The organism is Kitasatospora sp. NPDC088783, from assembly GCF_044750705.1.
Classification (GTDB): Bacteria; Actinomycetota; Actinomycetes; order Streptomycetales; family Streptomycetaceae; genus Kitasatospora; species Kitasatospora fiedleri.
Genome location: NZ_JBIVKJ010000003.1, coordinates 424,255 through 450,692 on the forward strand (window position 1 = coordinate 424,255; position 26,438 = coordinate 450,692).

21 protein-coding genes are annotated in these 26,438 nt (G+C 73.3%); 9 read left to right on the forward strand and 12 right to left on the reverse strand.

Annotated features, from left to right (window positions below; translation table 11 throughout):
* Window positions 1–216: 216 nt before the first annotated feature.
* Entirely contained in the window at window positions 217–1,257 is a 1,041-nt protein-coding gene (glpX, locus tag ACIP60_RS10410) for a class II fructose-bisphosphatase (RefSeq protein WP_100836540.1), read from the forward strand.
* An 88-nt stretch (window positions 1,258–1,345) separates the two neighbouring features.
* Here the strand turns inward: glpX and ACIP60_RS10415 are convergent, their stop codons facing one another.
* Together ACIP60_RS10415 and ACIP60_RS10420 are read right to left on the reverse strand one after the other, a co-directional pair.
* Window positions 1,346–1,696: a WhiB family transcriptional regulator gene (locus tag ACIP60_RS10415; protein WP_400682142.1), complete on the reverse strand. Its 351-nt coding sequence runs from the start codon at window positions 1,694–1,696 to the stop codon at window positions 1,346–1,348.
* A gap of 243 nt (window positions 1,697–1,939) precedes the next feature.
* Window positions 1,940–2,680, reverse strand: a complete 741-nt coding sequence (locus ACIP60_RS10420; RefSeq protein ID WP_400682143.1) for a DUF1707 domain-containing protein — start codon at window positions 2,678–2,680, stop codon at window positions 1,940–1,942.
* A 161-nt stretch (window positions 2,681–2,841) separates the two neighbouring features.
* On the opposite strand from ACIP60_RS10420, the gene ACIP60_RS10425 reads away from it, so the two are divergent.
* Complete coding sequence (locus ACIP60_RS10425) at window positions 2,842–4,503, forward strand: fumarate hydratase (protein ID WP_282202428.1); 1,662 nt, start codon at window positions 2,842–2,844, stop codon at window positions 4,501–4,503.
* Between the two features lie 75 nt (window positions 4,504–4,578).
* On the opposite strand, the gene ACIP60_RS10430 is transcribed toward ACIP60_RS10425, so the two are convergent.
* Window positions 4,579–4,788, reverse strand: coding sequence for a hypothetical protein (locus ACIP60_RS10430; RefSeq protein WP_400682144.1), 210 nt, complete (start codon window positions 4,786–4,788; stop codon window positions 4,579–4,581).
* A gap of 211 nt (window positions 4,789–4,999) precedes the next feature.
* Between ACIP60_RS10430 and ACIP60_RS10435 the strand changes: the two genes are divergently transcribed.
* From ACIP60_RS10435 to ACIP60_RS10445, 3 genes are all read left to right on the forward strand, one after another.
* Window positions 5,000–7,981 carry an AfsR/SARP family transcriptional regulator gene (locus ACIP60_RS10435; protein ID WP_400682145.1) on the forward strand — a complete coding sequence of 994 codons (2,982 nt, stop codon included), beginning with the start codon at window positions 5,000–5,002 and terminating at the stop codon, window positions 7,979–7,981.
* A gap of 427 nt (window positions 7,982–8,408) precedes the next feature.
* The gene (locus ACIP60_RS10440) at window positions 8,409–9,146 is read left to right on the forward strand and encodes a class I SAM-dependent methyltransferase (protein WP_400682146.1); all 738 of its coding nucleotides are present in this window, start codon (window positions 8,409–8,411) and stop codon (window positions 9,144–9,146) included.
* Window positions 9,147–9,198: 52 nt separating this feature from the next.
* Entirely contained in the window at window positions 9,199–10,959 is a 1,761-nt protein-coding gene (locus tag ACIP60_RS10445; protein ID WP_400682148.1) for a SpoIIE family protein phosphatase, read from the forward strand.
* Here the strand turns inward: ACIP60_RS10445 and ACIP60_RS10450 are convergent.
* The 3 genes from ACIP60_RS10450 to ACIP60_RS10460 are packed head-to-tail and all read right to left on the reverse strand — an operon-like array spanning window position 10,956 to window position 13,692.
* Complete coding sequence (locus ACIP60_RS10450) at window positions 10,956–11,708, reverse strand: HNH endonuclease (protein WP_400682150.1); 753 nt, start codon at window positions 11,706–11,708, stop codon at window positions 10,956–10,958. The two genes, ACIP60_RS10445 and ACIP60_RS10450, sit on opposite strands and share 4 nt — an antisense overlap.
* Window positions 11,705–12,679: an AAA family ATPase gene (locus ACIP60_RS10455; RefSeq protein ID WP_400682151.1), complete on the reverse strand. Its 975-nt coding sequence runs from the start codon at window positions 12,677–12,679 to the stop codon at window positions 11,705–11,707. The genes ACIP60_RS10450 and ACIP60_RS10455 overlap by 4 nt, the downstream gene beginning before the upstream one ends.
* Window positions 12,680–12,690: 11 nt before the next feature.
* A complete protein-coding gene (locus ACIP60_RS10460) occupies window positions 12,691–13,692 on the reverse strand; it encodes a LysR substrate-binding domain-containing protein (RefSeq protein ID WP_282202423.1) in 1,002 nt (333 codons plus the stop codon).
* A gap of 165 nt (window positions 13,693–13,857) precedes the next feature.
* On the opposite strand from ACIP60_RS10460, the gene ACIP60_RS10465 reads away from it, so the two are divergent.
* Window positions 13,858–14,409: a peroxiredoxin gene (locus tag ACIP60_RS10465; RefSeq protein ID WP_400682152.1), complete on the forward strand. Its 552-nt coding sequence runs from the start codon at window positions 13,858–13,860 to the stop codon at window positions 14,407–14,409.
* A gap of 4 nt (window positions 14,410–14,413) precedes the next feature.
* Complete coding sequence (locus tag ACIP60_RS10470; protein ID WP_400682154.1) at window positions 14,414–14,947, forward strand: alkyl hydroperoxide reductase; 534 nt, start codon at window positions 14,414–14,416, stop codon at window positions 14,945–14,947.
* Between the two features lie 95 nt (window positions 14,948–15,042).
* On the opposite strand, the gene ACIP60_RS10475 is transcribed toward ACIP60_RS10470, so the two are convergent.
* The 4 genes from ACIP60_RS10475 to ACIP60_RS10490 all read right to left on the reverse strand — a co-directional run bounded on the left by ACIP60_RS10475 (window position 15,043) and on the right by ACIP60_RS10490 (window position 20,308).
* Complete coding sequence (locus ACIP60_RS10475) at window positions 15,043–16,500, reverse strand: AI-2E family transporter (protein WP_400682155.1); 1,458 nt, start codon at window positions 16,498–16,500, stop codon at window positions 15,043–15,045.
* A 406-nt stretch (window positions 16,501–16,906) separates the two neighbouring features.
* Entirely contained in the window at window positions 16,907–17,581 is a 675-nt protein-coding gene (locus ACIP60_RS10480; RefSeq protein WP_100836552.1) for a transglycosylase SLT domain-containing protein, read from the reverse strand.
* Window positions 17,582–17,990: 409 nt separating this feature from the next.
* A complete protein-coding gene (locus tag ACIP60_RS10485) occupies window positions 17,991–19,322 on the reverse strand; it encodes a PhoH family protein (RefSeq protein WP_400682156.1) in 1,332 nt (443 codons plus the stop codon).
* Window positions 19,323–19,513: 191 nt separating this feature from the next.
* The gene (locus tag ACIP60_RS10490; protein WP_400682157.1) at window positions 19,514–20,308 is read right to left on the reverse strand and encodes an isoprenyl transferase; all 795 of its coding nucleotides are present in this window, start codon (window positions 20,306–20,308) and stop codon (window positions 19,514–19,516) included.
* A 334-nt stretch (window positions 20,309–20,642) separates the two neighbouring features.
* On the opposite strand from ACIP60_RS10490, the gene ACIP60_RS10495 reads away from it, so the two are divergent.
* Window positions 20,643–22,229 (forward strand): chitinase, encoded by a 1,587-nt coding sequence (locus tag ACIP60_RS10495; protein WP_400682159.1) that lies wholly within the window; start codon window positions 20,643–20,645, stop codon window positions 22,227–22,229.
* A gap of 130 nt (window positions 22,230–22,359) precedes the next feature.
* Here ACIP60_RS10495 and ACIP60_RS10500 read toward each other — a convergent pair whose 3' ends face one another.
* Window positions 22,360–23,025 carry a prepilin peptidase gene (locus ACIP60_RS10500; protein WP_400682160.1) on the reverse strand — a complete coding sequence of 222 codons (666 nt, stop codon included), beginning with the start codon at window positions 23,023–23,025 and terminating at the stop codon, window positions 22,360–22,362.
* A 129-nt stretch (window positions 23,026–23,154) separates the two neighbouring features.
* Between ACIP60_RS10500 and ACIP60_RS10505 the strand changes: the two genes are divergently transcribed.
* Window positions 23,155–24,369, forward strand: a complete 1,215-nt coding sequence (locus tag ACIP60_RS10505; protein ID WP_400682161.1) for a pyridoxal phosphate-dependent aminotransferase — start codon at window positions 23,155–23,157, stop codon at window positions 24,367–24,369.
* A gap of 93 nt (window positions 24,370–24,462) precedes the next feature.
* Here the strand turns inward: ACIP60_RS10505 and ACIP60_RS10510 are convergent, their stop codons facing one another.
* Window positions 24,463–26,292, reverse strand: a complete 1,830-nt coding sequence (locus tag ACIP60_RS10510) for a phosphoenolpyruvate carboxykinase (GTP) (protein WP_400682162.1) — start codon at window positions 26,290–26,292, stop codon at window positions 24,463–24,465.
* Window positions 26,293–26,438: the final 146 nt, after the last annotated feature.

Sequence of the window (26,438 nt, forward strand, 5' to 3'; positions counted from 1 at the left end):
ACGCGGGCACCGCGTGCCGGGGCGGGGCGGGACAGGGCGGGAGGAGCGGGAGGGGCGGACGGGGACGGGGTGGCGAGGCCGGTGAGGGGTACGCGGGGAGTGCGCCACAGACACCCCTTCCACCTGCCGATACGATCGCAGCAACCCTCATCGCAGTGCCGGTGACCCTCCGCGTCCCGGTGCTGTCTGGCCGTCGCGTACAGAGAGGTAACGACGATGACCACGCAGTACCCGCACCACCTCCCCTCCGCCCTGGAGGTCGCTCCGGAGGCCCCCGACCGCAACCTCGCCCTCGAACTGGTCCGGGTCACCGAGGCCGCCGCGATGGCCGCCGGCCGCTGGGTCGGCCGGGGCGACAAGAACGGCGCCGACGGCGCGGCCGTGAAGGCCATGCGCACCCTCGTCTCCACCGTCTCGATGAACGGCATCGTCGTCATCGGCGAGGGGGAGAAGGACGAGGCCCCGATGCTCTACAACGGCGAGCGGGTCGGCGACGGCACCGGCGCCGAGTGCGACGTCGCCGTCGACCCGGTGGACGGCACCACCCTCACCGCCAAGGGCATGAACAACGCGGTCGCGGTCCTCGCGGTCGCCGACCGCGGCACCATGTTCGACCCCAGCGCGGTGTTCTACATGGACAAGCTGGTCTGCGGCCCCGAGGCCGCCGACTACGTCGACATCACCGCCCCGCCCGCGGTCAACATCCGCCGGGTCGCCAAGGCCAAGGGCTCCGCCGTCGAGGACGTCACCGTCGTGGTGCTGGACCGGCCCCGGCACGACGACCTGGTCCGGGAGATCCGGGAGGCCGGCGCCCGGATCAAGTTCATCTCGGACGGCGACGTGGCCGGCGCGATCATGGCCGCCCGCGAGGAGACCGGCATCGACCTGCTGATGGGCATCGGCGGCACCCCCGAGGGCATCATCGCGGCCTGCGCGATGAAGTGCATGGGCGGCGTCATCCAGGGCAGGCTCTGGCCGAAGGACGCGGCCGAGCGGCAGAAGGCGCTGGACGCCGGGCACGACCTGGACCGCGTCCTGACCACGGACGACCTGGTCAGCGGCGAGAACGTGTTCTTCGTCGCGACCGGCATCACCGACGGCGAGCTGCTGCGCGGCGTCCACTACCGGCAGGAGACCGCCACCACCTCGTCGCTGGTGATGCGCTCCAAGAGCGGGACGATCCGGCGGATCGACTCCACCCACAAGCTCGCCAAGCTGCGGGCGTACAGCGCGATCGACTTCGACCGCGCCAACTAGCGCGCGGGCGCGGAGTCGGGGCGCGGTTCCCCGCGCCCCCGGTTCCGTGCTCCCCGGTGCGCTCTCGCGGCGTCCGGCGCGGCGGGTGTCAGCCGGCTATCCGGGCCGGGACGCGGATCTCCGCGTCCCGGCGTCGGCGGCGGGTGAGGACGACCCGGCGTTCGGCGGCGGTGAGGCCGCCCCAGACGCCGTAGGGCTCGGGCTGGGCGAGGGCGTGTTCGCGGCATTCGAGCAGGACCGGACAGCGGGCGCAGACCCGCTTGGCCTGCTCCTCGCGGGAGAGCCGGGCGGCCGTCGGCTCCTTGGAGGGGGCGAAGAACAGCCCGGCCTCGTCGCTGCGGCAGGCGGCCGAGGTGTGCCAGGGGTTGTCGTCCACGTCCGGCTGGGCCGCCGGGCGGCGGGCGGCGGCGGTGGCGCTGGACTCGATCGGATGCAGCACGGTGACTCCTGACCAGGCTCAAGGCTCGGGGACAATGTCGCCTCCTGCCCGACTGCCCCGTGCTCCCTCGCCGTGGCACCGTCGCCGACCCGCGGGGTCACAGCCGTACAGGAACGATGTGCGATTGGAACTACCCCGCCGCTCCGGGATTCATGCACACCGCACGCAATCGACTACGCCCTGCACTCGGGACAACGACGAGTGCCGCCCGGCGAGTTGACGCCCCGTCGGTGACCGCGCAGGTCAGCTGTCGAGCTGTCGGCGCACCCACTCCTTGAGCTTCTTGCCGCGGCGCGGCTTGGCGTCGACGCCGCCGAACACCGCGGCGCCCTTGACCCGGACCACGGGCGCGTGCGGGTCGGCGGAGGTCTGCTCGCGGACCTCGAAGCCGCCGAACACCCCGGCGCCGCCGCCGTGCAGGCTGACGTTCTCGGGGACCCGGATGTCGACGCCGCCGAACACCGAGACCACCTCGATGACCACCTCGGGGGACTCGAAGACCGCGTCGGTGAGGTCGATCTCGATGCCGCCGAACACGGCGACCGCCTTGAGGTGGGAGCCCACCCGCCAGCGGCCCTTGCGGGCGGCGCCGCCGAACACCGCGACCATGGTGGGCGCCTCGGCCCGGGCCGGGGGCAGCGCGGGCTTCGGGGCGGGGGCCCGGTCGTCCAGCGGGGCCTTGGTGAGGTTGTGCCGGATCGGCCCGGGGTGGCCGGGGAGGTCGCGGGTGAGGGGCTCCAACTCGCCGAAGGTGCGGGCGCCGTAGGCGGCCTCGATGCGTTCGGCGTGCTCGTCGACGGTGAGCCGGCCCTCGGCGTAGGCGTCGCGGAGCAGGTCGGCGACGCGTTCGCGGTCGGCGTCGGAGGCGCGCAGTTCGGCGGCCAGGTCGGTACCGGGGGTCCGGTCGGGAGCCGGTGCGGGCTCGTTCTTCGGCAGCGGGGCGGGCAGCGGGCCCTGCGGGTCCTGCACGGGAGAGTTGTCCACGTCACAAGCCTAGCGAGCCGACCCCGGAACCGAACGGCGGTTCGACGCAATGCGCGTGACGCCGGTCACGCAGGCCGACCTTACCGCCGGGGGCGCGGACAGGTGCGCCTAACCTGGAGGGTGCCTCGTCGACGAAGCCGAAAGAACCGAAGGATCACCCCATGGCCCCAGAGTTCGCCTACCGCGACCTGCTCCCGCTCGGCACGGACACCACTCCGTACCGCAAGCTCACCTCCGAGGGGGTCTCGACCTTCGAGGCCGGCGGTCGCACCTTCCTGCAGGTCGAGCCGGAGGCGCTGCGGCTGCTGACGGCCGAGGCGATGCACGACATCTCGCACTACCTGCGCCCGGCGCACCTGGCGCAGCTGCGCCGCATCCTGGACGACCCGGAGGCCAGCCCGAACGACCGGTTCGTGGCGCTGGACCTGCTGAAGAACGTCAACATCTCGGCGGGCGGCATCCTGCCGATGTGCCAGGACACCGGCACCGCGATCGTGATGGGCAAGCGCGGCCAGCACGTGCTGACCTCCGGCGAGGACGAGGCGGCGATCGCCCGCGGCGTGTTCGACGCGTACACCAAGCTGAACCTGCGGTACTCCCAGATGGCCCCGGTGACCATGTGGGACGAGAAGAACACCGGCAACAACCTGCCGGCCCAGATCGAGCTGTACGCCACCGACGGGGACGCCTACAAGTTCCTGTTCATGGCCAAGGGCGGCGGCTCGGCCAACAAGTCGTACCTGTACCAGGAGACCAAGGCGATCCTCAACGAGGCGTCGATGCTGAACTTCCTGGAGCAGAAGATCCGTTCGCTGGGCACCGCGGCCTGCCCGCCGTACCACCTGGCGATCGTGGTCGGCGGCACCAGCGCCGAGTTCGCCCTGAAGACCGCGAAGTACGCCTCCGCGCACTACCTGGACAACCTGCCCACCGGCGGCGACGCGCGGACCGGGCACGGCTTCCGCGACCTGGAGCTGGAGCAGAAGGTCTTCGAGCTGACCCAGAAGATCGGCATCGGCGCGCAGTTCGGCGGCAAGTACTTCTGCCACGACGTGCGGGTGATCCGGCTGCCGCGGCACGGCGCCTCGCTGCCGGTCGCGATGGCGGTGTCCTGCTCGGCGGACCGCCAGGCGCTCGGCAAGATCACCGCCGAGGGCGTGTTCCTGGAGCAGTTGGAGACCGACCCGGCGAAGTACCTGCCGGAGACCACCGACGAGCACCTGAACGACGACGTGGTGCGGATCGACCTGAACCGGCCGATGGCCGAGGTCCGCGCCGAGCTGTCCAAGTACCCGGTGAAGACCCGGCTCTCGCTCACCGGCACGCTGGTGGTGGCCCGCGACATCGCGCACGCCAAGATCAAGGAGCGGCTGGACGCCGGGCAGGGCATGCCGCAGTACCTGAAGGACCACCCGGTCTACTACGCGGGCCCGGCCAAGACCCCGGAGGGCTACGCGTCCGGCTCGTTCGGTCCGACCACGGCCGGGCGGATGGACTCCTACGTCGACCAGTTCCAGGCGGCGGGCGGCTCGATGGTGATGCTGGCCAAGGGCAACCGCTCCAAGCAGGTCACCAAGGCGTGCGCCGAGCACGGCGGCTTCTACCTGGGCTCGATCGGCGGCCCGGCGGCCCGGCTCGCGCAGGACTGCATCAAGAAGGTCGAGGTGCTGGAGTACCCGGAGCTGGGCATGGAGGCGGTCTGGCGGATCGAGGTGGAGGACTTCCCGGCGTTCATCGTGGTGGACGACAAGGGGAACGACTTCTTCGCCGAGGTCACCGACGGCCCGCTGATCACCAACCTGCGGGTGCGTTCGGCGCAGTAGCGGCCGTGGAGCGGGCGAACGGGACGAGCCCCGGCCGGTGAGGGTCGGGGCTCGTTCTGGTGAGGTGGGCAGCGGTCACGGGCAGTTGGTGACGGTGCCGAGCGGCTCGAAGGTCTCGTCGTCCCCGGTCTTGATCCGCTCCACGGCCGGCTCGGTGGGCTGCCCTTCGGCCAGCACCTCCAGGGCGTGCTCGATCGCGTTCGGGTCGGCGGCGTCGGCGGTGTGCTCGACCGGGGCCGGGGTCTGCTCGGCCTCGGGAACGGTGGTGGTGGTCTCGTCGGCCATGGGGCGGGCCGCCTTTCAGCTGAGAGGGTTCGATCACCCGGACGACTGTGCCTGGGCGCGCGGACAGTATCGTAGGAACCGCTAAATGTCTTATAAACGTTGCACCGCGCATCCACTTGGTGGATGTTTGCGCGCTTCCTCATAAGCTGTCGCCCCCACACGACCGGCGGCGGCGTGGGGAACAGACGGTTCATCGGCCACAGGGGAGGACATGGAGCATCAGGACACGCGCTCCGCCGAGGCGTTGCGTTTCCAAGTGCTCGGCCCTGTCCAGGCGTGGCGCGGTGACGCGCCGCTGGCGCTCGGATCGCCGCAGCAACAGGCCGTGCTGGTGGCCCTGTTGCTCAGCGAGGGCCGTCCGGTGACCACCGACGACCTGGTCGACGGCATCTGGGGGGAGCGCACCCCGCCGCAGGCGGTGGCCGCGCTGCGCACCTACGTCTCCCGGCTGCGCTCGGTGCTGGAGCCGAACCGGGCCGCCCGCAAGCCCGCCGAGGTCCTGGTCTCGATGACCGACGGCTACGCGCTGCGGATCCCGGCCGACGCCCTGGACCTGACCGTCTTCGAGCACCGGGTCGCGGATGCCGGGACCGCCCGGGGCGACGGCGGCCTGCGCTCCGCCCACGACACCCTGGTCGCCGCGCTCGACCTGTGGCGCGGCCGCCCGCTGCCCGGCGTGCCGGGCCCGTACGCCGAGACCCAGCGCAACCGGCTGGCGGAACGGCAGCTCGCGGTGGCCGAGGAGCGCTGCGCGCTGGCCCTGGAGATCGGCCTGCACGCCGACGTGGTGGCCGAGTTGAACGCGCTGTCCGCCGCGTACCCGCTGCGCGAGCGGCTGCGCGAACTGCTGATGCTGGCGCTGTACCGCAGCGGCCGGCAGGCCGAGTCGCTGGGCGTGTACGCGGACACCCGGAAGCTGCTGATCGACGAGCTGGGCGTGGAGCCGGGCGGCGGGCTCTCCGCGGTGCACGCCCGGATCCTGGCCGGCGACCCGGAGCTGCTGGCCACCTCGGCCGCCCCGCCGAAGGCCGCCGAGGAGCCGCCCGCCTTCGTTCCGCCCGCCCAACTCCCGGCCGACGTCTCGGACTTCAGCGGCCGCAACAAGCTGGTCGGCGAGCTGCGGGACGTGCTGAGGGCGGGTTCCGGCCAAGCCGTCGTGGTGACCTCGCTGGCCGGCATCGGCGGCGTCGGCAAGACCACCCTCGCGGTGCACGTGGCGCACTCGCTGCGGCCGGACTTCCCGGACGGGCAGTTGTACGTGGACCTGCGCGGCGCGGGCGCCTCCCCGGCCGACCCGGCCGTGGTGCTCGGCGACTTCCTGCACGCGCTCGGCGCACCCGACGCCCCCGACTCGCTGGACCAGCGCGCCGCGCTGTACCGCTCGCTGCTGGCCGACAAGCGGATGCTGATCCTGCTCGACAACGCCCGCGACGCCGGGCAGCTGCGGCCGCTGATCCCCGGCGTCTCCGGCAACGCGGTGATGGTGACCAGCCGCTCCCGGCTGGCCGAACTGCCCGGCGCGCACCTGGTGGACATCGAGGAGCTGACCCCGGACGAGGCGCTGGCGCTGTTCTCGGCGATCGTCGGGGCCGAGCGGGTCGGCGCCGAACCCGAGGCCGCGCTCCAGGTGGTGACCTCCTGCGGCTTCCTGCCGCTGGCGGTCCGGATCGCCGCCGCCCGGCTGGCCAGCCGTCCGCGCTGGAGCGTCTCCGACCTGGCCCGGCGGTTAGCGGACCAGCGCAACCGGCTCCAGGAGCTCCAGCTCGGCAACCTCGCCGTGGAGACCACCCTGGGGCTCGGTTACGCCCAGCTCCGGCCGGAGGAGGCCCGGGCGTTCCGGCTGCTCGCCCTGGTCGACTCCCCCGACCTGCCGCTGCCCGCCGTCACCGCGCTGCTCGGCACCTCCGAGCAAGAGGCCGAGGACCTGGCGGAGTCCCTGGTCGAGGCCAACATGCTGGAGTGCTTCACCCCCGGCCGGTACCGGTACCACGACCTGCTGCGCCTGTACGCGCAGCGGCAGAACGCCAAGCTCGGCGACGTCGGACGGCAGCACGAGGCACTGCTGCGGCTGCTGGACCTGCTGCACGCCACCGTGCGCAACGCCGAGCGGGTCATCGAGCCGGACGACATCTACGTGGAGTCGCTGCACGTCGCCCGCTCGCCGGGGCGGGTGTTCCCCGACACCGACGCTGCCCGCGGCTGGCTCCGCTCCGAGGTCGCGCTGCTGCTCAGCAGCGTCGAGGCGGCGGCCGGTGCCCCGCCGGAACTGCTGCACCCCGCCGTGGACATCCTGCAGCGGATGACCCACATGGTCGAGGACCCGTCGCTCGCCTCGCGCATCCGCAGCGTGCTGCACGCCGCCGCGGCGAGCCCCGGCGCCCAGGACGACCCGGGGACCCGGGCCCAGGTGCACTACGCGCTCGGCCACATCCACCAGGTGGCGTCCGAACTCGCCGAGGCCGAGGGGGAGCTGGCGAAGAGCCTGGCGCTCCAGCCGGTCGACCGGCCCACCGCGCTGCGGCTGGCCACGGCCAACGGCCTGGGCATCACGCTGTTCCGAGCCGGCCGCCCCGCCGAGGCGCTGCCCGTGTACCAGCAGGCGCAGGAGACGGCCCGCCGGCTGGACTCCTCGATCAGCGAGGCCCGGCTGCTCGCCAACATGGCCCGCGCCCACGTCGGCCTGGACCGCCACGCCGAGGCCGTGGACGCCGCGCGCGCCGCGGTGGCGGCGGCCCGGGCGTCCGGGAACGTGCCGTGCCTGGCGGACACGCTCTACCAGTTGGGCGTGGTGCTGCGCTCGACCGGTTCGCCCGGTGAGGCGGCGGTGCACCTGCGGGAGGCGCACCAGCTGTACCGGCAGCAGCAGCACCCGATCTGGGAGGGCTACTCGCTGGCCCGGCTGGCGGCCTGCCTGCTGGCGGACGGCCGGTTCCCGGCGGCGGCGGAGGCGGCCGAGGAGTCGCTGTCGATCGCCCAGGAGATCGAGGCCGCGTACTGCCAGGGCATGGCGAACGCGGCGCTGGGCGAGGCGCTCCTGGAGTTGGGGCAGCCCTCGCGCGGGCTGGCGTGCCTCCAGGAGGCGCTCACGGTGTTCACGCGGCTCGGTGTGCCCGAGGCCCAGCCCGTGCAGGACCTCATCACGTCTCGGCACACCGAGCCTCCCCCTCCCCCTGTTCCCCCCACCGCGCCCTAGGCTCCCGTTCCCCCCTGGTGTTCCCCCCTGGTCCCCCCTGGCGGAAGCCCGTCCCCCCGGAGCGTCAGCGTCCCCGCAGCCCCCCGGCTGCGGGAACGCTTTGACGCTTCCCCGGCGCTGAGAAGACTCTGACAGGTCGAGATTGACGTTCGATAAACGCCTGCGGCCGGGCCGTCGGTCCGGCGTCGGCGCAGGTCACCGCCCTGCCGCCGGTGCGCCATGCGGCGCGCGGCGCGGTGGCGCGCTCCGTCGCGGGCCCCGGTGTGCTTCCCCTGGCGGGCGATAAGCGCCCAACGGCGCACGAGTTGGCCGGAAACGGACTCCACGGTCCGGTGATCGCGTTTATTCTCGAAGGCCAGGGTCGGGAGTGGAGTGCGGGCCACGACGGGCAGGGCAGGACGCGCGCGGGAGAGGTGCCCAGATCATCGTGACGGACGAACAGACCGCTGCCGCCGACGACGCCGGCCCGGCGTCCGCGGCGGGTGCGCGCCGGGAGGAACGGGCCCGCCAGGCCGCCGTGTTCGACGCGGTCGGGGGCCGCTACCAGGAGGTGTTTCCGGCCAGGGCCGGGCAGCTCGCGTGCGGCGACTGGCTGCTGGCCGAACTCCCGCCCGGGGCCCGGGTGCTGGACGTGGGCTGCGGGGCCGGCGAGCCGACCGCCCGCCAACTGGCCGACGGCGGGCTGCGGGTGACGGGCGTCGACCTGTCCGAGGGCATGCTGGCGCGGGCCCGGGCGGCCGTCCCGGCGGCGGAGTTCCACCGGATGGACGTCCTGGACCTGGGCCTGGACGGCGCCGCGTCCCGCTGGGGCGTCAAGGAGCTGGGCCCGGACGGGAACGGCTCGCTGGACGCCGCGACCGCGTTCTTCTCGCTGCTGATGCTGCCCCGGGCCGAGATCGCCGAGACGCTCGGCCGGCTCCGCGCCCTGCTGCGCCCCGGCGGCCTGCTGGCGCTGGGCATGGTCGAGGCGGACCTGGACGACGCGCCGCTGCCGTTCCTGGAGCAGGAGATCCGGGTCAGCGGCTACCTGCGCGAGGAGCTGGCCGGGCTGCTGGAGCGCAGCGGCTTCGCGGTGCGGGCGGTGGACAGCCAGTCGTACGCGCCCGCCGGGTCCGCGCAGCCGCCGGAGACCCAGCTGTACCTGCGCTGTCGGCGCACCGGCTGACGAGGCGTCGGCTTCCGTCCCCGAGACCACATCTGCACAGATCGGGCAGCCCGTGCGCGACCACCTGGAGCCCCTGGCGGGGCAGCAGCCCGCCGTTCCCGTCCAGCGGCACCCGCCGCCCGGCGCGGGCCGGTCCGGCGAGGCGGCCTCCGGCGTGCCCGGGCGGCTGGCGGAGCGGTTGGCGGCGCTGGACCGGGCGGCCCGGCTGATCAACAGCTCGCTCGACCTGACGGCGACGCTGCGCAACCTGGGCCGGGTGCTCGTCCCGGCGGTCGCGGACGCCCTGGTGGTGCTGGTCCGCGACCCGCTGCCGGACGTCGAGCGCGACCCGGGCCCGCCCCGGGCGCTGCGGGTGCGGCACACCCGCGGGACCAAACTGGGCCGCAGCGCGGGGGTGCGCCCGGTGCTGCCCGGCGGCGAACTGGAACGGGTGCTGGCCCGCCGCGCCGCGAGCGGGCCGACCGTGCTGGACGACCGCCGCCGGGGCGGTCCGGCCGCCGAACTGCTGGGCGCCCGGGCGCTGGGCCGGCTGCCGGCCGGGACGGCGCTGCTGGCGCTGCCGCTGCACGGGCGGCAGGCCGCGCTGGGCATGCTGCTGCTGGTCCGCCGTCCGGGGCCGGACGGCTCCCCGGCGGGTTTCGACCCGGCCGACGCGGCGACCGCCGCCCACCTGGCCACCCACGGCGGCCTCGCGGTGGACACCGCGCTGCGCTACACCCGCGAGTGGGAGATCGCCGACGAGCTCCAGCGCTCGATGCTGCCCGCGCACCTGCCGCAGCCGCACGGCGTCCGGCTGGCGCACCGCTACCTGCCGGGCGAGCGCGGCGCGCAGGTCGGCGGCGACTGGTACGACTCGATCCCGCTGCCCGGCAACCGGGTCGCCCTGATCACCGGCGACGTGATGGGCCACTCGCTGACCTCGGCCGCCGTGATGGGCCAGCTGCGCACCTCCGCGCAGACCCTGGCGGGCCTCGACCTGCCGCCGCACGAGGTGCTGTACCACCTGGACGAGCAGGCCCAGCGGCTGGGCCGCGAGCAGCACCTGGCGACCTGCGTGTACGCGGTGTACGACCCGATCGCGGGCCGGGTGCGGATCGCCAACGCCGGGCACGTGCCGCCGGTGCTGATCGGTCCGGACGGCACCAGCGAGCTGCTGGAGCTGCCCTCGGGCGCGCCGATCGGCGTCGGCGGGGTGGACTTCGCCTCGGTGGAGCTGCCCGCGCCGCCCGGTTCGGCGCTGCTGCTGTTCACCGACGGCCTGGTGGAGACCCGGCGCCGCCCGCTCGGCACCGGCCTGGAGCTGCTGCGGGCCCGGCTGGCGGGCGGGCACCGGTTCACCCCGGAGCAGCTGTGCCAGGAGGCGCTGCGGATCCTGCCGCCGGGCGACCGGGCCGACGACATCGCGCTGCTGGCGGCCGCGTTCGACGGCATCCCGGCCGAGGACGTGGCGCACTGGCACCTCCAGCCCCGGCACGAGACGCCGGGCCGGGCCCGCCGGCTGGCCGGGCACGCGCTGCGCCAGTGGGGGCTGGACCACCTCGCGGAGAGCTGCGAGCTGATGGTCAGCGAGCTGGTCACCAACGCGATCCAGCACGCCACCCGGCCGGTGACGCTGCGCCTGGTGCGCACCTCGGTGCTGCGCTGCGAGGTGGGCGACGACTCCCCGGCGCTGCCCCGCACCCGCCGGGCCGGTCCGGAGGAGGAGCGCGGCCGGGGCCTGCAGATAGTCTCCCGGTGCGCGGACCGCTGGGGGGCGACCCGGCTGGGGGCGGGCAAGGTGGTCTGGTTCGAGCAGCGGCTGGACCGGGGCTAGGCACCGGCCTCCCGGTGCTCCCCGGGCCTCCGGTCGTCCCCCGCCTCCCGCACGAGCCGTTCGAGCGCGTCGAGCACGTCCGGGCCGAGCACGGCGAGGGCCAGCGGGGGGCTGCGGCGCAGTCCGAGGACGGTGCGCAGCACGTCGGCGTGGTGGATCTCGCGCAGGGCGGCGGCGTACTCGGCGGCTTCGGCGGGCGGGGCGGCCCGCCAGGTCAGCAGCAGTGCCTTGACCACGGCGAACATCATCCGCCGGCCGCGGACGAGTTCGGGCCGCTCGTTGAGGCCGAACACCTCGATGGTGGCCTCGCCGCGGGCGGTCAGCGGGTCGTAGGCGCCGGAGTCGAGGTAGAGCCGCAGGTGGTCGGCCGGGTCCTCGCGGCAGGGGTCGATCAGCAGGCCGTCGCCGGTGGCGGGGTCGCGCGGGAAGCGGTCGCGCTTGCGGTTGCTGTTGCAGTGCGCGCAGGCCAGCAGGTGGTTCTGCCAGTCGAAGGTGCGCAGCGGGGCGTGGGCGATCGGCTCGAAGTGGTCGATGTCGGTGCCCAGGTTGTCGCCGCAGTACATGCAGCGTTCCAGGCCGGGGGCCATCTGCCGCAGCAGCAGCCGCAGTTGGGCCTTGGGCCGGACGGCGCGGCGCCAGGCGGCGCGTCCGGAGGCGGTGTCGGGACCGGCGGCCCGCACCTGGGCGGTGGCGCGTTCGAGTTCGGCGGCCAGCCGGGGTTGCAGCGGCGGCCGCTGGAGCGGGATCACCCGTCCCGGCCGAGCAGCCGGGCGGTGACCTCGTCGACCCGGGCGGTCAGCGAGCTGTTCAGCCGGGCGCCCAGTTCGCGGTACTCGGCGAGTTCCGCGGCGGTGGCCTGTCCGGCGTACATCTTGCGCTCCAAGCGCACCAGCAGCCGGCGTTCGGCCTCGGCGGCGGGCGAGTAGGCGCTGGGCAGCGCGAACAGTTCGGAGAGCGCGGTGTCCTCGCCGCTGCCGTAGAGCACCCGTTGGCGCAGTTCCTCGTCCAGCCGGTAGGGGGCGCGGTCCTCGTCGGGGCCGGGCAGCCGGATCAGGGCGCCGGGGTCGGCGGCCTGGCAGACGTACGGGCTGTGGGTGGCGACCAGGAACTGGGTGTGCGGGAAGTGCTCGGTGAGCCAGGGGCCGATCCGCTGCTGCCAGGCGGGGTGCAGGTGCCGGTCGACGTCGTCCAGCAGGACCGGGCCCCGGTCGGGGGCGGCCGCGAGCTGGCTGACCAGGCGGGCCAACTCGGCGGTGCCGCTGCCGAGTTCGTCCAGCGGGAGTTCCAGGCCGCCGCGGGCCACGTACTGCCGCTCCGGGTCGCTGACCCGCCAGCCGTCGGGCAGCACCCGGCCCGCCAGGTCGGCGTCCAGCGGGACGCGGCGGCCCTCGGCGCGCAGCGGGTAGCGGGCGCGCGGGGTGCCCGGCGGATCGCCGACCCGCCAGCGCGGGGCCGGGTCGGCCTGGGCCCAGCCCCCGGCGCCCCACCGCGCGGCGGGGCCGGGGGGCAGTGCGCCGAGCGCCATCGCGAGCACCAGCAGCAGCGTGCTCTTGCCGCTGCCGTTCGGCCCGGCGAACACCGTCCACCCCGGTTCCGGCGGGACCGCGAGGTCGACCTCGCGCGCACCGGTGAAGCACTTCACCCCGGACACCCTGATCCGCGACACGTACACCGGACCACCCCCTCGGGGCGATGTATGCCCACGCCCCGGCCCGCCCACCCGCCGGGGCGTCAACCGCCGTACCGCGCCTCGCCCTCACCCGTTCGGGCGGGGTTGCCGGGCGGGGCGGCCAGCCGGAGCGGGAGGCCGCGGAGCGCTTCGCGCAGGGCTGCCGCGAAGCGGCCGTACTCGGTGGTGCGGGCGGAGCCGGGCCGGTGGGCGAGGCCGATCCGGCGGCCGGGGGCGGGGTGGGCGAAGCGGACGGCGGCGAGGCGGTCGGTGCGTCCGGTCTCGACGTCGAGCGCGGTGGCGGGCAGCAGGGTGACGCCGAGTCCGCCGGCGACCAGTTGGACCAGGGTGGAGAGGCCGGCGGCCCGGGTGCTGCCGCCGGCCGGTTCGGCGCCGACCTCGCGGCAGATGTCGAGCGCCTGGTCGCGCAGGCAGTGCCCCTCCTCCAGCAGCAGCACGTCCAGGTCGAGCAGGGCGTCGCGGGGGACGTCGATCCGTCCGGCGAGTTCGTGCTCGGGCGGCACGATCAGCACGAAGTCCTCGTCGAACAGCGGGATCTCGGCCACCGGCAGGCTCCCGCCGGCGGGCAGCGCGAGCAGCAGCAGGTCGAGCCGCCCGTCGGCCAGGCCGCCCAGCAGCGAGGGGGTGCGCTCCTCGTGGACGTGCAGTTCGAGGTCGGGGTAGGCGTCGCGGACCAGGCGCAGCACGGCGGGCAGCAGGTAGGGCGCGACGGTGGGGATCACCCCGAGGTGCAGCGGCCCGGTGAACGGGCGGCGGGCGGCCTCGGCCTCCTCGGTGAGCGCGTGCAGCGCGCCGAGCACCCGCCGGGAGTGCTCGGCGATCCGCTCCCCGAGCGGGGTGATCACGACCCGGCGGGTGGTCCGTTCGACGAGTTGCGCGCCGAGCGACTCCTCCAGGGCGGCGACCGCCCCGGACAGCGCGGACTGGCTGGTGCCGATCGCGGACGCGGCCTCCCGGAAGTGCCGGTGCTCGGCGACCGCGGCGAAGGCGCGCAGCTGGGAGACGGTGGGGGTGCGGGGGGTGTGCGGGGGGTGGGGCTTCACGGGGTGCTTCCTGCCGGTCCGGTGCTCCCCTCCAGTCTGCCGCACTGATCGGACTTGCCTATCGCGGCGCACGTCAGAACCGATTTCACTGATCAGTTTCTCTGTGCGAGGCTGGGTACCGTCCGCAATCCGGACATCCCTCGTCCCAAGTTTTGGAGAAGCGACGTGCTGACGATCGGCGACAAGTTCCCCGAGTACGAACTCAACGCCTGCGTGGACCTCGACGCTGCGAGCGCCTTCGCCGAGATCAACCACAAGTCCTACGAGGGCAAGTGGCGGGTCGTCTTCTTCTGGCCGATGGACTTCACCTTCGTCTGCCCGACCGAGATCGCCGCGTTCGGCAAGCTGAACGAGGAGTTCGCCGACCGCGACGCCCAGGTCCTCGGCGTCTCCGGCGACTCCGAGTACGTGCACCACGCCTGGCGCAAGGACCACAAGGACCTGCGCGACCTGCCCTTCCCGATGCTGGCCGACGTCAAGCACGACCTGATGCGCGCCTGCGGCGTCGAGGGCGCGGACGGCACCGCCCAGCGCGCGGTGTTCATCGTCGACCCGAACAACGAGATCCAGTTCGTGATGGTGACCGCGGGCTCCGTCGGCCGCAACCCCAAGGAGGTGCTGCGGGTCCTCGACGCCCTGCAGACCGACGAGCTGTGCCCGTGCAACTGGACCAAGGGCGAGGACACCCTCGACGCCCAGTCCCTGCTGGCCGGCTGACCCGATGGCGCTCGACGAACTGAAGGCCGCCCTGCCGGACTACGCCAAGGACCTCAAGCTCAACCTCGGCTCGGTGATCGGCAACTCCGACCTGCCCGGGCAGCAGCTCTGGGGCACCGTGCTGGCCTGCGCGATGGCCACCCGCTCGGCGAGCGTGCTGCGCGAGCTGGAGCCGGAGGCCCGGGCCAACCTGAAGCCCGAGGCGTACGAGGCCGCCAAGGGCGCGGCCGCGATCATGGCGATGAACAACGTCTACTACCGGACGCTGCACCTGCTCTCCGACAAGGAGTACGGGACGATGCGGGCCGGTCTGCGGATGAACATCATCGGCAACCCGGGCGTCGACAAGGTCGACTTCGAGCTGTGGTCCTTCGCCGTCTCGGCGATCAACGGCTGCGGCCAGTGCCTCGACTCGCACGAGGGCGTGCTGCGCAAGGCCGGGGTCGACCGCGAGGTGATCCAGGCCGCGATCAGGATCGCCGCCACCGTCCAGGCCGTCGCCGCGGTGCTGGACGCCGAGGCGCAGCTGCCGCGGTAGGTCCGCCGCGCACGCGGAAGGGTCCGCCCGGGGAGAGGGTTCTCTCCCCGGGCGGACCCTTCCGCGTGCGGCGCCCGCCCGAGCCCCGGCGGGGCTCACTGCTTCTTGGCGGCCTCGATGGCCTGGAAGACCTCCTGCCCGGCCGCGTTGCGCCGGCGCAGGTGCCCGGTGACGGTGTTGGTCACGGCGATCAGCGGGACGGCGACGATCGCGCCGGGGATGCCGCCGAGGATGGAGCCGGTGGCGACGCCGAGCACCACGGCCAGCGGGTGGACCCGGACCGCGCGGCCGAGGATGAGCGGCTGGAGGATGTGGCCCTCCAGCTGCTGGACGCCGATCAGGATGGCCAGCGCGATCAGCGCCTTGGCCGGCCCGACCGTGACCACCGCGATCAGCACCGCGATGGTGCCGGTGACCAGCGCGCCGACCAGCGGCACGAACGCGCCCAGGAAGATGATCACCGCGAGCGGGATGGCCATCGGCACGCCGAGCATGAAGAGCCCGGTGCCGATGCAGAGCGCGTCGATGAAGGCCACGGTGACGGTGCCGCGGACGTACGCGGTCAGGGTGGCCCACGCCTTGGGCCCGGCCCCGGCCAGCGCGTAGCGGGAGTGCCGGGGCAGTCCGCGCAGCACCCAGCTCCAGATCCGGGCGCCGTCGTAGAGCAGGAAGAAGGTGGTGAAGGCGGTGAGCACCACGCCGGTGAGCAGTTCGACGGCGATGGTGACGCCGGTGAAGCCGGCCGAGGTGAGCTGCTCGGAGTTCTTGCCGATGGCGGTGGTGATCTGGTTGGTGACGTTGTCGAGCTGGTCGGGGGTGAGGTGGAACGGGCCGGTCAGCAGCCAGTCGCGCAGCTGCCGGACGCCGTTCTGGACCTGGACGGTGACGGGGTCGAGGTTGCTGGAGACCTGCCAGAACACGAACCAGCCGACCAGGCCGATGCTGGCCAGGCCGGCCAGGAAGGTGATCGCGGCGGCCACCGAGCGGGGCACCCCGCGCCGGCGCAGCCAGGAGACGGTGGGTTCGAGCAGCGCGGAGATGAGCAGGGCGGCGATCGCGGCGAAGGCGACCAGCTTGAGGGTGTCGACCACCCGGAGGACCACGTAGAGGGCGACGCCGAGCAGCAGCAGCCGCCAGGTGGACTCGGCGGCGACCCGCAGCGACCAGGGCACCGCGTCCACCGGGTTGGCGGGCCGGCCGAGCGGGGCGGTGCCGGCCGGGGGTTCGGCGGCCGGGGGTTCGACGGGCTGCGCGGGGCGCGGGGCGGGCACGGTGTCGTCGGTCCGCACGGCCGCTCCTTCCGGTGGGACGGGCGCGCCGGGGTCGGCCGGTGCGCCGTGGGCCGCGGCGAGCTGACGGGCCGTCCGCTCGGCGCTGCGCAGGGCGGCGCGTTCGGCGGCCAGTTCGACGGCCTGTTCGGTGGCGAGGACGTGCGCCTCGGCGGAGATGGCCGCGCGGCGGCGGCGTTCGGCGGCGGCGAACAGCCCGGCCGCGACCGCTCCGATCTTGGCGATGCCGCGCCAGCGGCCGCCGTCCGGCTCTTCTTCCGTCACTGCCCGGTCTCCCCCGCGTCGGTTCCTGTCGGCCGCGGGTCGCGCGGCCGTCGGTGAGGAACGCTACCCGGCGCGGGCGGGCCGGGTCTCGGGGGTGGCTCGGTCAACTACCGGTAAAAACGGGCAAATCATCGGCTTTGCGAATGTTTCACCCGGCGCGGAGGGGGAAGGGGGTGAGCAGACAGACCTTCTGCCGGCGGACCGGCCGGGAGCGGAGGAAACCAGGACCCGCTCCGCTCCCCCGCGTCCGCACCGAGCCGTCGCCGCCCGCGGCGCACTGGTCAGCGTCGCCCGGGCGGGGCGGCCGTTCCGTGCCGGTCGTCCGGTGGCAGCACGCGCGGGGCCCCGGCTCCCTCGCGGGAGCCGGGGCCCTGGTCGTCACGTGCGGGTCCGAACCGGGGGCGGCTCAGTACCAGTTGTGGGCCTGCCAGAACGACCAGGCGCCGCAGGGGCTGCCGTAGCGGCTGTTCATGTAGTTGAGGCCCCACTTGATCTGGGTCTCGGGGTTGGTCCGCCAGTCCGCGCCGGCCGAGGCCATCTTGGAGCCCGGCAGCGCCTGGACGAGGCCGTAGGCACCGGAGGAGGCGTTGGTCGCGGTGTAGTTCCAGCCGCTCTCGCGCTTCACGATCTGGCTGAAGCACTGGAACTGGGTGGGGTCGCCGACGATCTGCAGCGCCATGTCCTGGACCGAGCCGGGGCTGACGGTCGCGAGCACGCTGCGGGCGGCGGCCCGGTTGGCCTCTTCCTTGGCCCGCTTGGCCTCGGCCTCCTTGGCGGCCTTGTCCGCGTCGGCCTTGGCCTGGGCGTCGGCCGCGGCCTTCTGCCGGGCGGCCTCGGCGGCGGCCTTCCTGGCGGCGGTGTCGGCGGACACCTGCTGGGCGTCGGCCTGCCGGCCGATCCCGTCGCTGACGTTCTGGGCCTGCGCACCGGTGGGCGCGTCGGCGAGCAGGGTGGCGCTCGCGACGTCGACCGTCTGGACGGCCTTGCCCTCGCTGCCAGAGGCCGCACCCACGACGGCACCGACGGCGGTCACCGCGGTGGCGGAGGCGACAGCGACTCCCCGGACCGAGATCCGAGTCACATGGTTTCCTTCCAGCGTCGCCCGTCCTGTGACCGCACGGGCGCGTTATCTGCCCCTGGCACTGGCCTCCGTCGAACGCTGGTCACGGGAGGCACGGGCTCGGCCGTCCCCCCGGGCGGGCCCGGAGCGGCGGTTGGATCGAGCGGCGTACGGCCTTGGGGTTGTTCAGTTGTCCGCCCGCCGACCAGGGTCGCCGGGCGTGCGGTTGCCGTACGCGGGGCCTGACAGAACCCACACCATGCCGCACGCGAGCGTGTCTACGCAATTCCCTTGGCCGTGGCGGATCTCACAAACTTTTCGACCTGCGGCTTTGGCGGAACGGCCGCCGAGGGGACGTCAGTTCGACTGACAGCGAAGGGGCCTGACGCTATGCGCCAGGCCCCTTTGCCCCGTTGTGTCCCGGTATGGCCTAGGGCTGGATGTCCTCCAGCATCTCGGTCACCAGGGCGGCGATCGGCGAGCGCTCGGACCGCGTGAGCGTGACGTGGGCGAACAGCGGGTGCCCCTTCAGCTTCTCCACCACGGCGACCACCCCGTCGTACCGGCCGACCCGCAGGTTGTCCCGCTGCGCGACGTCGTGGGTGAGCACCACCCGGGAGTTCTGGCCGATCCGGGAGAGCACCGTGAGCAGCACGTTCCGCTCCAGCGACTGCGCCTCGTCCACGATCACGAAGGCGTCGTGCAGCGAGCGCCCGCGGATGTGGGTGAGCGGCAGCACCTCCAGCATGCCGCGGGAGATGACCTCCTCGATCACGTCGGGCGTGGTGACGGCGGAGAGGGTGTCGAAGACCGCCTGCGCCCAGGGGCCCATCTTCTCGGCCTCGCTGCCGGGCAGGTAGCCGAGCTCCTGGCCGCCGACCGCGTACAGCGGGCGGAAGACCATCACCTTGCGGTGCTGGCGGCGCTCCAGGACGGCTTCGAGCCCGGCGCACAGGGCGAGCGCGGACTTGCCGGTACCGGCCCGGCCGCCCATCGAGATGATCCCGATCTCCGGGTCGAGCAGCAGGTCGAGGGCGATCCGCTGCTCGGCGCTGCGGCCGCGCAGGCCGAACGCCTCGCGGTCGCCGCGCACCAGCTGCACCCGGCCGTCGGGGGCCACCCGGCCCAGCGCCCGGCCGCGCTCGGAGTGCAGCACCAGGCCGGTGTGGACCGGGAGCTGCTCGGCGCCCTCCACCTCCAGGGCGTGCTCCTGGCCGGCGAACAGCCGGTCCACCTGGTCGGCGGGGACGTGCAGTTCGGTCATGCCCGTCCAGCCGGAGGTGATCGCCAGCTCGGCCCGGTACTCCTCGGCCAGCAGGCCGACCGAGCTGGCCTTGATCCGCAGCGGCAGGTCCTTGGAGACGACGGTGACGTCGTAGCCCTCGGCCTGCAGGTTGCGGGCGACCGCGAGGATGCGGGTGTCCGCCTCGCCGCCGCCGACCCGGTAGCCGGCCGGGAGGATCGAGGTGTCGGAGTGGTTCAGTTCGACCCGGATGGTGCCGCCGAGCTCGCCGACCGGGATCGGCTCGTCCAGCCGGCCGTGCCGCACCCGGTAGTCGTCCAGCATCCGCAGTGCCTGGCGGGCGAAGTAGCCCAGCTCCGGGTGGTGCCGTTTGGCCTCCAGCTCGGTGACGACGACGACCGGGAGGACCACCTCGTGCTCCTCGAAGCGCGTCATCGCCATCGGGTCCGCCAGGAGCACGCTGGTGTCGAGGACGTACGTGCGCCGGTCAGGTGTCCGGCGGCTCTTGGAACTGACCACTAGCCCTCCAGAGCGGGTGACCCGACGTCACCCGCGGCCCACCGGTCCCCGCGGCCCCGCTGGCCGGGGGGACGGTCTGAAGGGTGTATTCCCAGGCGAGCGGCCCCGCATTCGCGCCCGCGCGAATGGCGGGATCACATCGGGTGAACGTTTTCCCACCCGTCCCACGGGTAGTGGAGCCTGACCCGGGGTCAGCGCCCCATCCGCCGGTTGCGCAGCTGGTAGTCGCGCAGCGCCCGGAGGAAGTCGACCTTCCGGAAGGCCGGCCAGTACGCCTCGCAGAAGTAGAACTCGCTGTGCGCGGACTGCCAGAGCAGGAAGCCGGACAGCCGCTGCTCGCCGGAGGTGCGGATCACCAGGTCCGGGTCGGGCTGGCCCTTGGTGTAGAGGTGCTCGGCGATGTGCTCGACGTCGAGGACCTCGGCCAGCTCCTCGATCGAGGTGCCGCGCCCGGCGTGCTCCTGGAGCAGCGAGCGGACGGCGTCGGCGATCTCCTGGCGGCCGCCGTAGCCGATCGCCACGTTCACGGTCAGCCCGTCGATGTGCCCGGTCTCCTGGGCGGCCCGCTTGAGCACCTCGGCGGTGCGCGCGGGCAGCAGGTCGAGCGCGCCGACCGGGTGGACCTTCCAGCGGCCGGCCTCGGCCAGGCCGCGCACCGCGTCCTCGATGATGCCGAGCAGCGGGACGAGCTCCTCGGCGGGGCGGGCCAGGTTGTCGGTGGAGAGCATCCACAGGGTGACCACCCGGACGTCGGTCTCCTCGCACCAGCCCAGGAACTCGCTGATCTTGTCGGCGCCGCGCCGGTGCCCGTAGGCGGTGCTGCCGCCGGTGGCCTTGGCCCAGCGCCGGTTGCCGTCCAGGATCACGCCGATGTGGTGCGGGGTGTTCGCCAGGTGCACCTCGACCCGGCGGCCGTACAGGCGGTAGGCCCGGTCCAGCAGGGTGCGCAGCCCCGGCGTGCGTTCCACCACATCGCGCAGACCCATCGTGAACGGCCCCTCCGTGCTGATTGCTCCGGGTGCGAAATCCCTGCGGCAGCCTACTCCGCCCGGGTTTGCGCGCGGCAAAACCGCAGGTACCGGTCTTGTCACAGTGCGCGCACGAGGACGGCTACGGAACGGTCTCCGAATCCTTAAACGGCCCCTAAACCGGATTCCGGGTCTTGACGCTTGCCATTGGTCTAGTCCAGCGTGTGGTCAGCACCACAGCGGACCCTCCCCCACAGGCGGAGCCGCCGCGACCCCCACCGCGGCGGCTCTCCCCGACATTCCGGCGTGCCTCCCCACACCCGTACCCCCACTCCCCGCACTGGAGCCTGTCATGGCCCGTACCCTGCAGCAGCCGTCCCACCGGCGCCGCAACAAGATCCCGGCGGTGCTCGCCACCGCGACCGCGCTGGCCCTGGCCGGCACCGGTCTCGCCCTGTCGGCCGGCGGCGCGAGCGCCGCGGTCGGCAACCTGGTCACCAACGGCGGCTTCGACTCCGGCCTGTCCGGCTGGTCCTGCACCGGCACCACCGCCGCGGTCTCCACCCCCGTGCACTCGGGCACCGGCGCGCTGTCCGCCACCCCCGGCGCCGGCGACACCGCGGAGTGCACCCAGACCGTCTCGGTGCTCCCCAACACCGCCTACACGCTGAACGGCTGGGTCCAGGGCCAGTACGTCTACCTGGGCGCCCGCGGCACCGGCGGCACCGACCCGTCCACCTGGTCGGCGCAGAGCGCCTGGAACCAGCTGAACACCACCTTCACCACCGGTGCCAACACCACCAGCGTCACGCTGTACGTCCACGGCTGGTACGGCCAGCCCACGTACTACGCGGACGACATCCAGCTGATCGGCCCGGGCGGCACCGCCTCCCCGACCCCGTCGGCCTCGCCCACCAAGAGCGCCTCGCCGTCCCCGTCGGCCTCGCCGACCAAGAGCTCCTCGCCGTCCGCGTCGGCCTCGCCCACCAAGAGCTCCTCGCCCAGCCCGTCGGCCTCGACGAGCACCCCGCCGCCGGTCACCGGCCTGCCCAAGCACGCGCTGACCGGCTACTGGCAGAACTTCGACAACGGCGCGACCGTGCAGCGGCTGCGCGACGTGCAGTCCGCGTACGACATCATCGCGGTCTCCTTCGCCGACGCGACCACCACCCAGGGCGGGATCTCCTTCACCCTGGACCCGGCGCTGGCCACCAAGCTCGGCGGCTACTCCGACGCCGACTTCAAGGCCGACATCGCCGCCAAGCACGCGGCCGGCAAGAAGGTCGTCCTCTCCATCGGCGGCCAGAACGGTGCCATCTCGGTGGGCAACGCCACCGCGGCGACCAACTTCGCCAACTCGGCGTACGCCCTGATCCAGCAGTACGGCTTCGACGGCATCGACGTCGACCTGGAGAACGGCGTCGACCCGACCTACATGGCGCAGGCGCTGCACACCCTGCAGTCCAAGGTCGGCTCCGGCTTCATCCTGACCATGGCGCCCGAGACCATCGGCATGTACTCCACCGCCGGCGCGTACTTCCAGCTCGCGCTGAACACCAAGGACATCCTGACCGTCGTCAACACCCAGTTCTACAACTCGGGCGGCATGAACGGCTGCGACGGCAAGGTCTACAACCAGGGCACCATCGACTTCATCACCGCCCAGGTCTGCACCCACATCCAGGGCGGCCTGCGGCCGGACCAGGTCGGCATCGGCGTCCCCGCCTCCGCCAAGGCGGCCGGCGGCGGCTACGTCAACTCCACCGTGGTGAACAACGCGCTGGACTGCCTGGCCACCGGCAACCACTGCGGCAGCTTCGTCCCGCCGGCCAAGTGGCCGACCATCCGCGGCGCGATGACCTGGTCGACCAACTGGGACGCCGCCAACGGCAACGACTTCTCCACCAACGTCGGCGCCTTCGCGCACGGCATGCAGTAAGCAGGACAGAGAGCCAGTGCGCCGCTCCTCGAGGGTGGGGTAGGTGCACGCACAGGGGCCCGCCGTACCGCTGGGGTACGGCGGGCCCCGCCCATGGCCCGCGCCCGTCGCAGGCCGGTGCGCCCATGGGTCAGGGCGCCGCCAGCACCGCCGCCAGCGTGCCCAGCAGCATCGCCGGGCCGAACGCCAGCTCGCTGCGCCGGCCCGCCCGGCGCAGCACCAGCAGGGCCACCGCCCACAGCGCGGCGACCGCCCACATGGCGAACAGGCCCCCGTACACCGTCCGCCAGCCGGCCAGGCCCAGGACCGCGCCCAGCGACGGGGCCAGCTTGGCGTCGCCCAGGCCCATCGGGGCCAGCAGCGCCAGCAGCAGGAACAGCAGCCCGAGGGCGCCCGCCGCCAGCGCGCAGCGCAGCCACACCGCCGGGCGGTGGTCGGCGAGCGGGACGAGCGCGGCGGTGCCGAGGAACAGCGGCAGGGTCAGCGCGTCCGGCAGCCGCTTCACCGCGGCGTCCACGAAGCCCAGCACGGTGCCGAACAGGGCCAGCCACACCAGCACCGGCAGCCAGCGCCCGGGCGCCCAGGCACCCAGGGCCGCGCCGAGCGCCGCGGCGGCGGCCTCGACGGACAGCGGCGGCGGGCCGACCCGTTCGCCGTGCCGGACGCAGCGGCCGAGCGGGGTGGGCCGGCAGTCGCGCCACGGCTCGCCGGGCGGCACCGCGTAGCGCGCCACCGCGACCCGCAGCGGCGGCCCCGCGAGCAGTCCCAGCACGGCCCCGAGCACTGCCCCGAACATCCGGCCCTCCCCTGACGGCCCTCCCTGACGGTCCGCCGCGACCCTACCGGCCGGGGCGTTCGCCCGTCCGTGTCCAGGTGGCGAACACCACGCGGTGATCGGTGTGAGCCGCCCGTAAAGTAGGCGGGTATGCAGGTCATCCAGTCCAGCAAGCTCGCCAATGTCTGCTACGACATCCGCGGTCCGGTCCTCGACGAGGCGATGCGGCTGGAGGAGCAGGGCCACCGCATCCTGAAGCTCAACACCGGCAACCCGGCCGCGTTCGGCTTCGAGGCGCCGCCCGAGATCCTCCAGGACATCCTCCGCAACCTCAACTCGGCCCACGGGTACGGCGATTCGAAGGGCCTGCTGTCGGCCCGGCGGGCCGTGGTGATGCACTACGAGGAGCGCGGCCTGCACGGTCTCACCGTCGAGGACGTCTACCTGGGCAACGGCGTCTCCGAGCTGATCCAGCTCGCCATGACCGCCCTGCTCGACGACGGCGACGAGGTGCTCGTCCCGGCGCCCGACTACCCGCTGTGGACGGCCTCGGTCTCGCTGGCCGGCGGCACCGCCGTGCACTACCGCTGCGACGAGCAGGCCGAGTGGTACCCGGACCTGGCCGACATCGCCGCGAAGATCACCGACCGCACCCGGGCGATCGTGGTGATCAACCCCAACAACCCCACCGGCGCGGTGTACCCGCGCGAGCTGCTGGAGGGCATCGCCGAACTCGCCCGGCGGCACCGGCTGGTGATCTACGCGGACGAGATCTACGACAAGATCCTCTACGACGGCGTCGAGCACACCCCGTTGGCCACCCTGGCGCCCGACCTGTTCTGCGTCACCTTCAACGGCATGTCCAAGTCCTACCGGGTCGCAGGGTTCCGCTCCGGCTGGATGGTGCTCTCCGGCGACCGGCACCGGGCCCGCTCCTACATCGAGGGCCTCAACGTGCTCGCCTCGATGCGGCTGTGCGCCAACATGCCCGCCCAGCACGCGGTCGCCGCCGCGCTCGGCGGCCGGCAGTCGATCCGCGACCTGATCCTGCCCGGCGGCCGGCTGCTCGCCTCCCGGGACGCCGCGTACAAGCTGCTGAACGAGATCCCGGGCGTCTCCTGCGTCAAGCCGAAGGGCGCGCTGTACGCCTTCCCGCGGCTCGACCCGCAGGTCTACAAGATCAAGGACGACGCGCAGATGGTCCTGGACCTGCTGCGCGCCCAGCGGATACTGATCGTCCAGGGCACCGGCTTCAACTGGCCCGACCCGGACCACTTCCGCCTGGTCACCCTCCCCCGCCCGGAGGAGATCACCGACGCGGTCACCCGGATCGGCGACTTCCTGTCCGGCTACGCCCAGCCGTAGCGCGGGGGCGGGGCCGACGGCGGCGGGGTCCGCCCGGCGAGGAGGGTCTCCTCGCCGGGCGGACCCCGCGGTGCGTCGGGCCGCGGCCGGAGGTCAGTCGCCGAGCCGCTTGACCAGCGCCCGGTACTCGTCCCACAGCGCGCTCGGCGTGTGCGCGCCGAACAGCTCCAGGTGGGCCGGGACCAGCGCGGCCTCCTGCTTCCAGATCTCCCGGTCGACCGTGAACAGCAGCTCGCGGTCGGCGTCGGAGAGCTCCAGCCCGTCCAGGTCGAAGCCGTCCACCTCGGGCAGCACGCCGATCGGCGTCTCGACGCCCGCCGCGGTGCCCTCCAGGCGCTCGACGATCCACTTCAGGACGCGGCTGTTCTCGCCGTAGCCGGGCCAGACGAACTGGCCGTCGGCGTTCTTCCGGAACCAGTTGACGTAGTAGATCTTCGGCAGCTTCTCCGGGTCGGCGTCCGCGCCGACCTTGAGCCAGTGCGCGAAGTAGTCGCCCATGTTGTAGCCGCAGAACGGCAGCATGGCGAACGGGTCGCGGCGCAGCTCGCCGACGGTGCCCTCGGCGGCGGCGGTCTTCTCGGAGGCGATGTTGGCGCCGAGGAAGACGCCGTGCTGCCAGTCGAAGGACTCGGTGACCAGCGGGACGGCGGTGGCCCGGCGTCCGCCGAACAGGATCGCCGAGATCGGCACGCCGGCCTGGTCCTCCCACTCCGGGGCGATGGTCGGGCACTGCGCGGCGGGGACGGCGAACCGCGCGTTCGGGTGGGCGGCGGGGGTGCCGGACGCGGGCGTCCAGTCGTTGCCGCGCCAGTCGGTGAGGTGCGCGGGCGGCTCCTCGGTGAGGCCCTCCCACCACACGTCGCCGTCGTCGGTGAGGGCGACGTTGGTGAAGACGGTGTTGCCCCAGAGGGTCCTGATCGCGTTGGCGTTGGTGTCCTCGCCGGTGCCGGGGGCGACGCCGAAGAAGCCGGCCTCCGGGTTGATCGCGTGGAGCCGGCCGTCGGCGCCGAACCGCATCCAGGCGATGTCGTCGCCGATGGTCTCGACCTTCCAGCCCGGGACGGTCGGCTGGAGCATGGCGAGGTTGGTCTTGCCGCAGGCGGACGGGAACGCGGCGGCGACGTACTTGACCTCGCCGGAGGGCGGGGTGAGCTTGAGGATCAGCATGTGCTCGGCCAGCCAGCCCTCGTCGCGGGCCATGGTGGAGGCGATCCGCAGCGCGTAGCACTTCTTGCCGAGCAGGGCGTTGCCGCCGTAGCCGGAGCCGTAGGACCAGATCTCCCGGGTCTCCGGGAAGTGCGAGATGTACTTGGTGCTGTTGCACGGCCACGGCACGTCGTCCTGGCCCTCGGCCAGCGGGGCGCCGACGGTGTGCACGGCCTTGACGAACTCGCCGTCCTCGCCGAGCTGGTCGAGCACGGCCTGTCCCATCCGGGTCATCACGCGCATCGAGACGGCGACGTACGCGGAGTCGGTGATCTCGACGCCGTACGCGGCCAGCGGGGAGCCGACCGGGCCCATCGAGAACGGCACCACGTACATGGTGCGGCCGCGCATCGCGCCGCGGAACAGGCCGTCCTCGCCCTGGAAGACGCTCCGCATCTCGGCGGGGGCCTTCCAGTGGTTGGTCGGGCCGGCGTCCTGCTCGCGCTCGGAGCAGATGAAGGTGCGGTCCTCGACACGGGCGACGTCGGACGGGTCGGAGGCCGCGTAGTAGGAGTTGGGGCGCTTGGCTTGGTCGAGCCTGGTGAAGGTGCCCTGGGCGACGAGCTGCTCGGCGAGGCGGTGGTACTCCTCCTCCGAGCCGTCGCACCAGACGACGCGGTCCGGCTGGGTGAGGTCGGCAATCTCGTTCACCCAGTCCACCAGGCGCTGGTGGCGGGTGGGCGCGGACTCGGCGAGTGCAGAGGTCTGAGGCGGCACGATCGCTCCGTTTCACACCATCTCGGCCAGGAGACGGCTTCGCGGGGGTTGAGGGTGGTTACACGGTAGCTCCGGGTCGAGCCCTCTTCTTCGTCCAATTGGCGTCATTGACGAGATTTTTACTACGGAATGTCTGATTCGGGGGC

Bases quoted from the DNA above. Each gene is read 5' to 3' on its own strand.
- glpX (WP_100836540.1), top strand. From the start codon at position 217: ATGACCACGCAGTACCCGCACCACCTCCCCTCCGCCCTGGAGGTCGCT.
- ACIP60_RS10500 (WP_400682160.1), bottom strand. From the start codon at position 23,025: ATGTTCGGGGCAGTGCTCGGGGCCGTGCTGGGACTGCTCGCGGGGCCG.
- ACIP60_RS10495 (WP_400682159.1), top strand. From the start codon at position 20,643: ATGGCCCGTACCCTGCAGCAGCCGTCCCACCGGCGCCGCAACAAGATC.
- ACIP60_RS10505 (WP_400682161.1), top strand. From the start codon at position 23,155: ATGCAGGTCATCCAGTCCAGCAAGCTCGCCAATGTCTGCTACGACATC.
- ACIP60_RS10430 (WP_400682144.1), bottom strand. From the start codon at position 4,788: ATGGCCGACGAGACCACCACCACCGTTCCCGAGGCCGAGCAGACCCCG.
- ACIP60_RS10435 (WP_400682145.1), top strand. From the start codon at position 5,000: ATGGAGCATCAGGACACGCGCTCCGCCGAGGCGTTGCGTTTCCAAGTG.
- ACIP60_RS10425 (WP_282202428.1), top strand. From the start codon at position 2,842: ATGGCCCCAGAGTTCGCCTACCGCGACCTGCTCCCGCTCGGCACGGAC.
- ACIP60_RS10490 (WP_400682157.1), bottom strand. From the start codon at position 20,308: ATGGGTCTGCGCGATGTGGTGGAACGCACGCCGGGGCTGCGCACCCTG.
- ACIP60_RS10470 (WP_400682154.1), top strand. From the start codon at position 14,414: ATGGCGCTCGACGAACTGAAGGCCGCCCTGCCGGACTACGCCAAGGAC.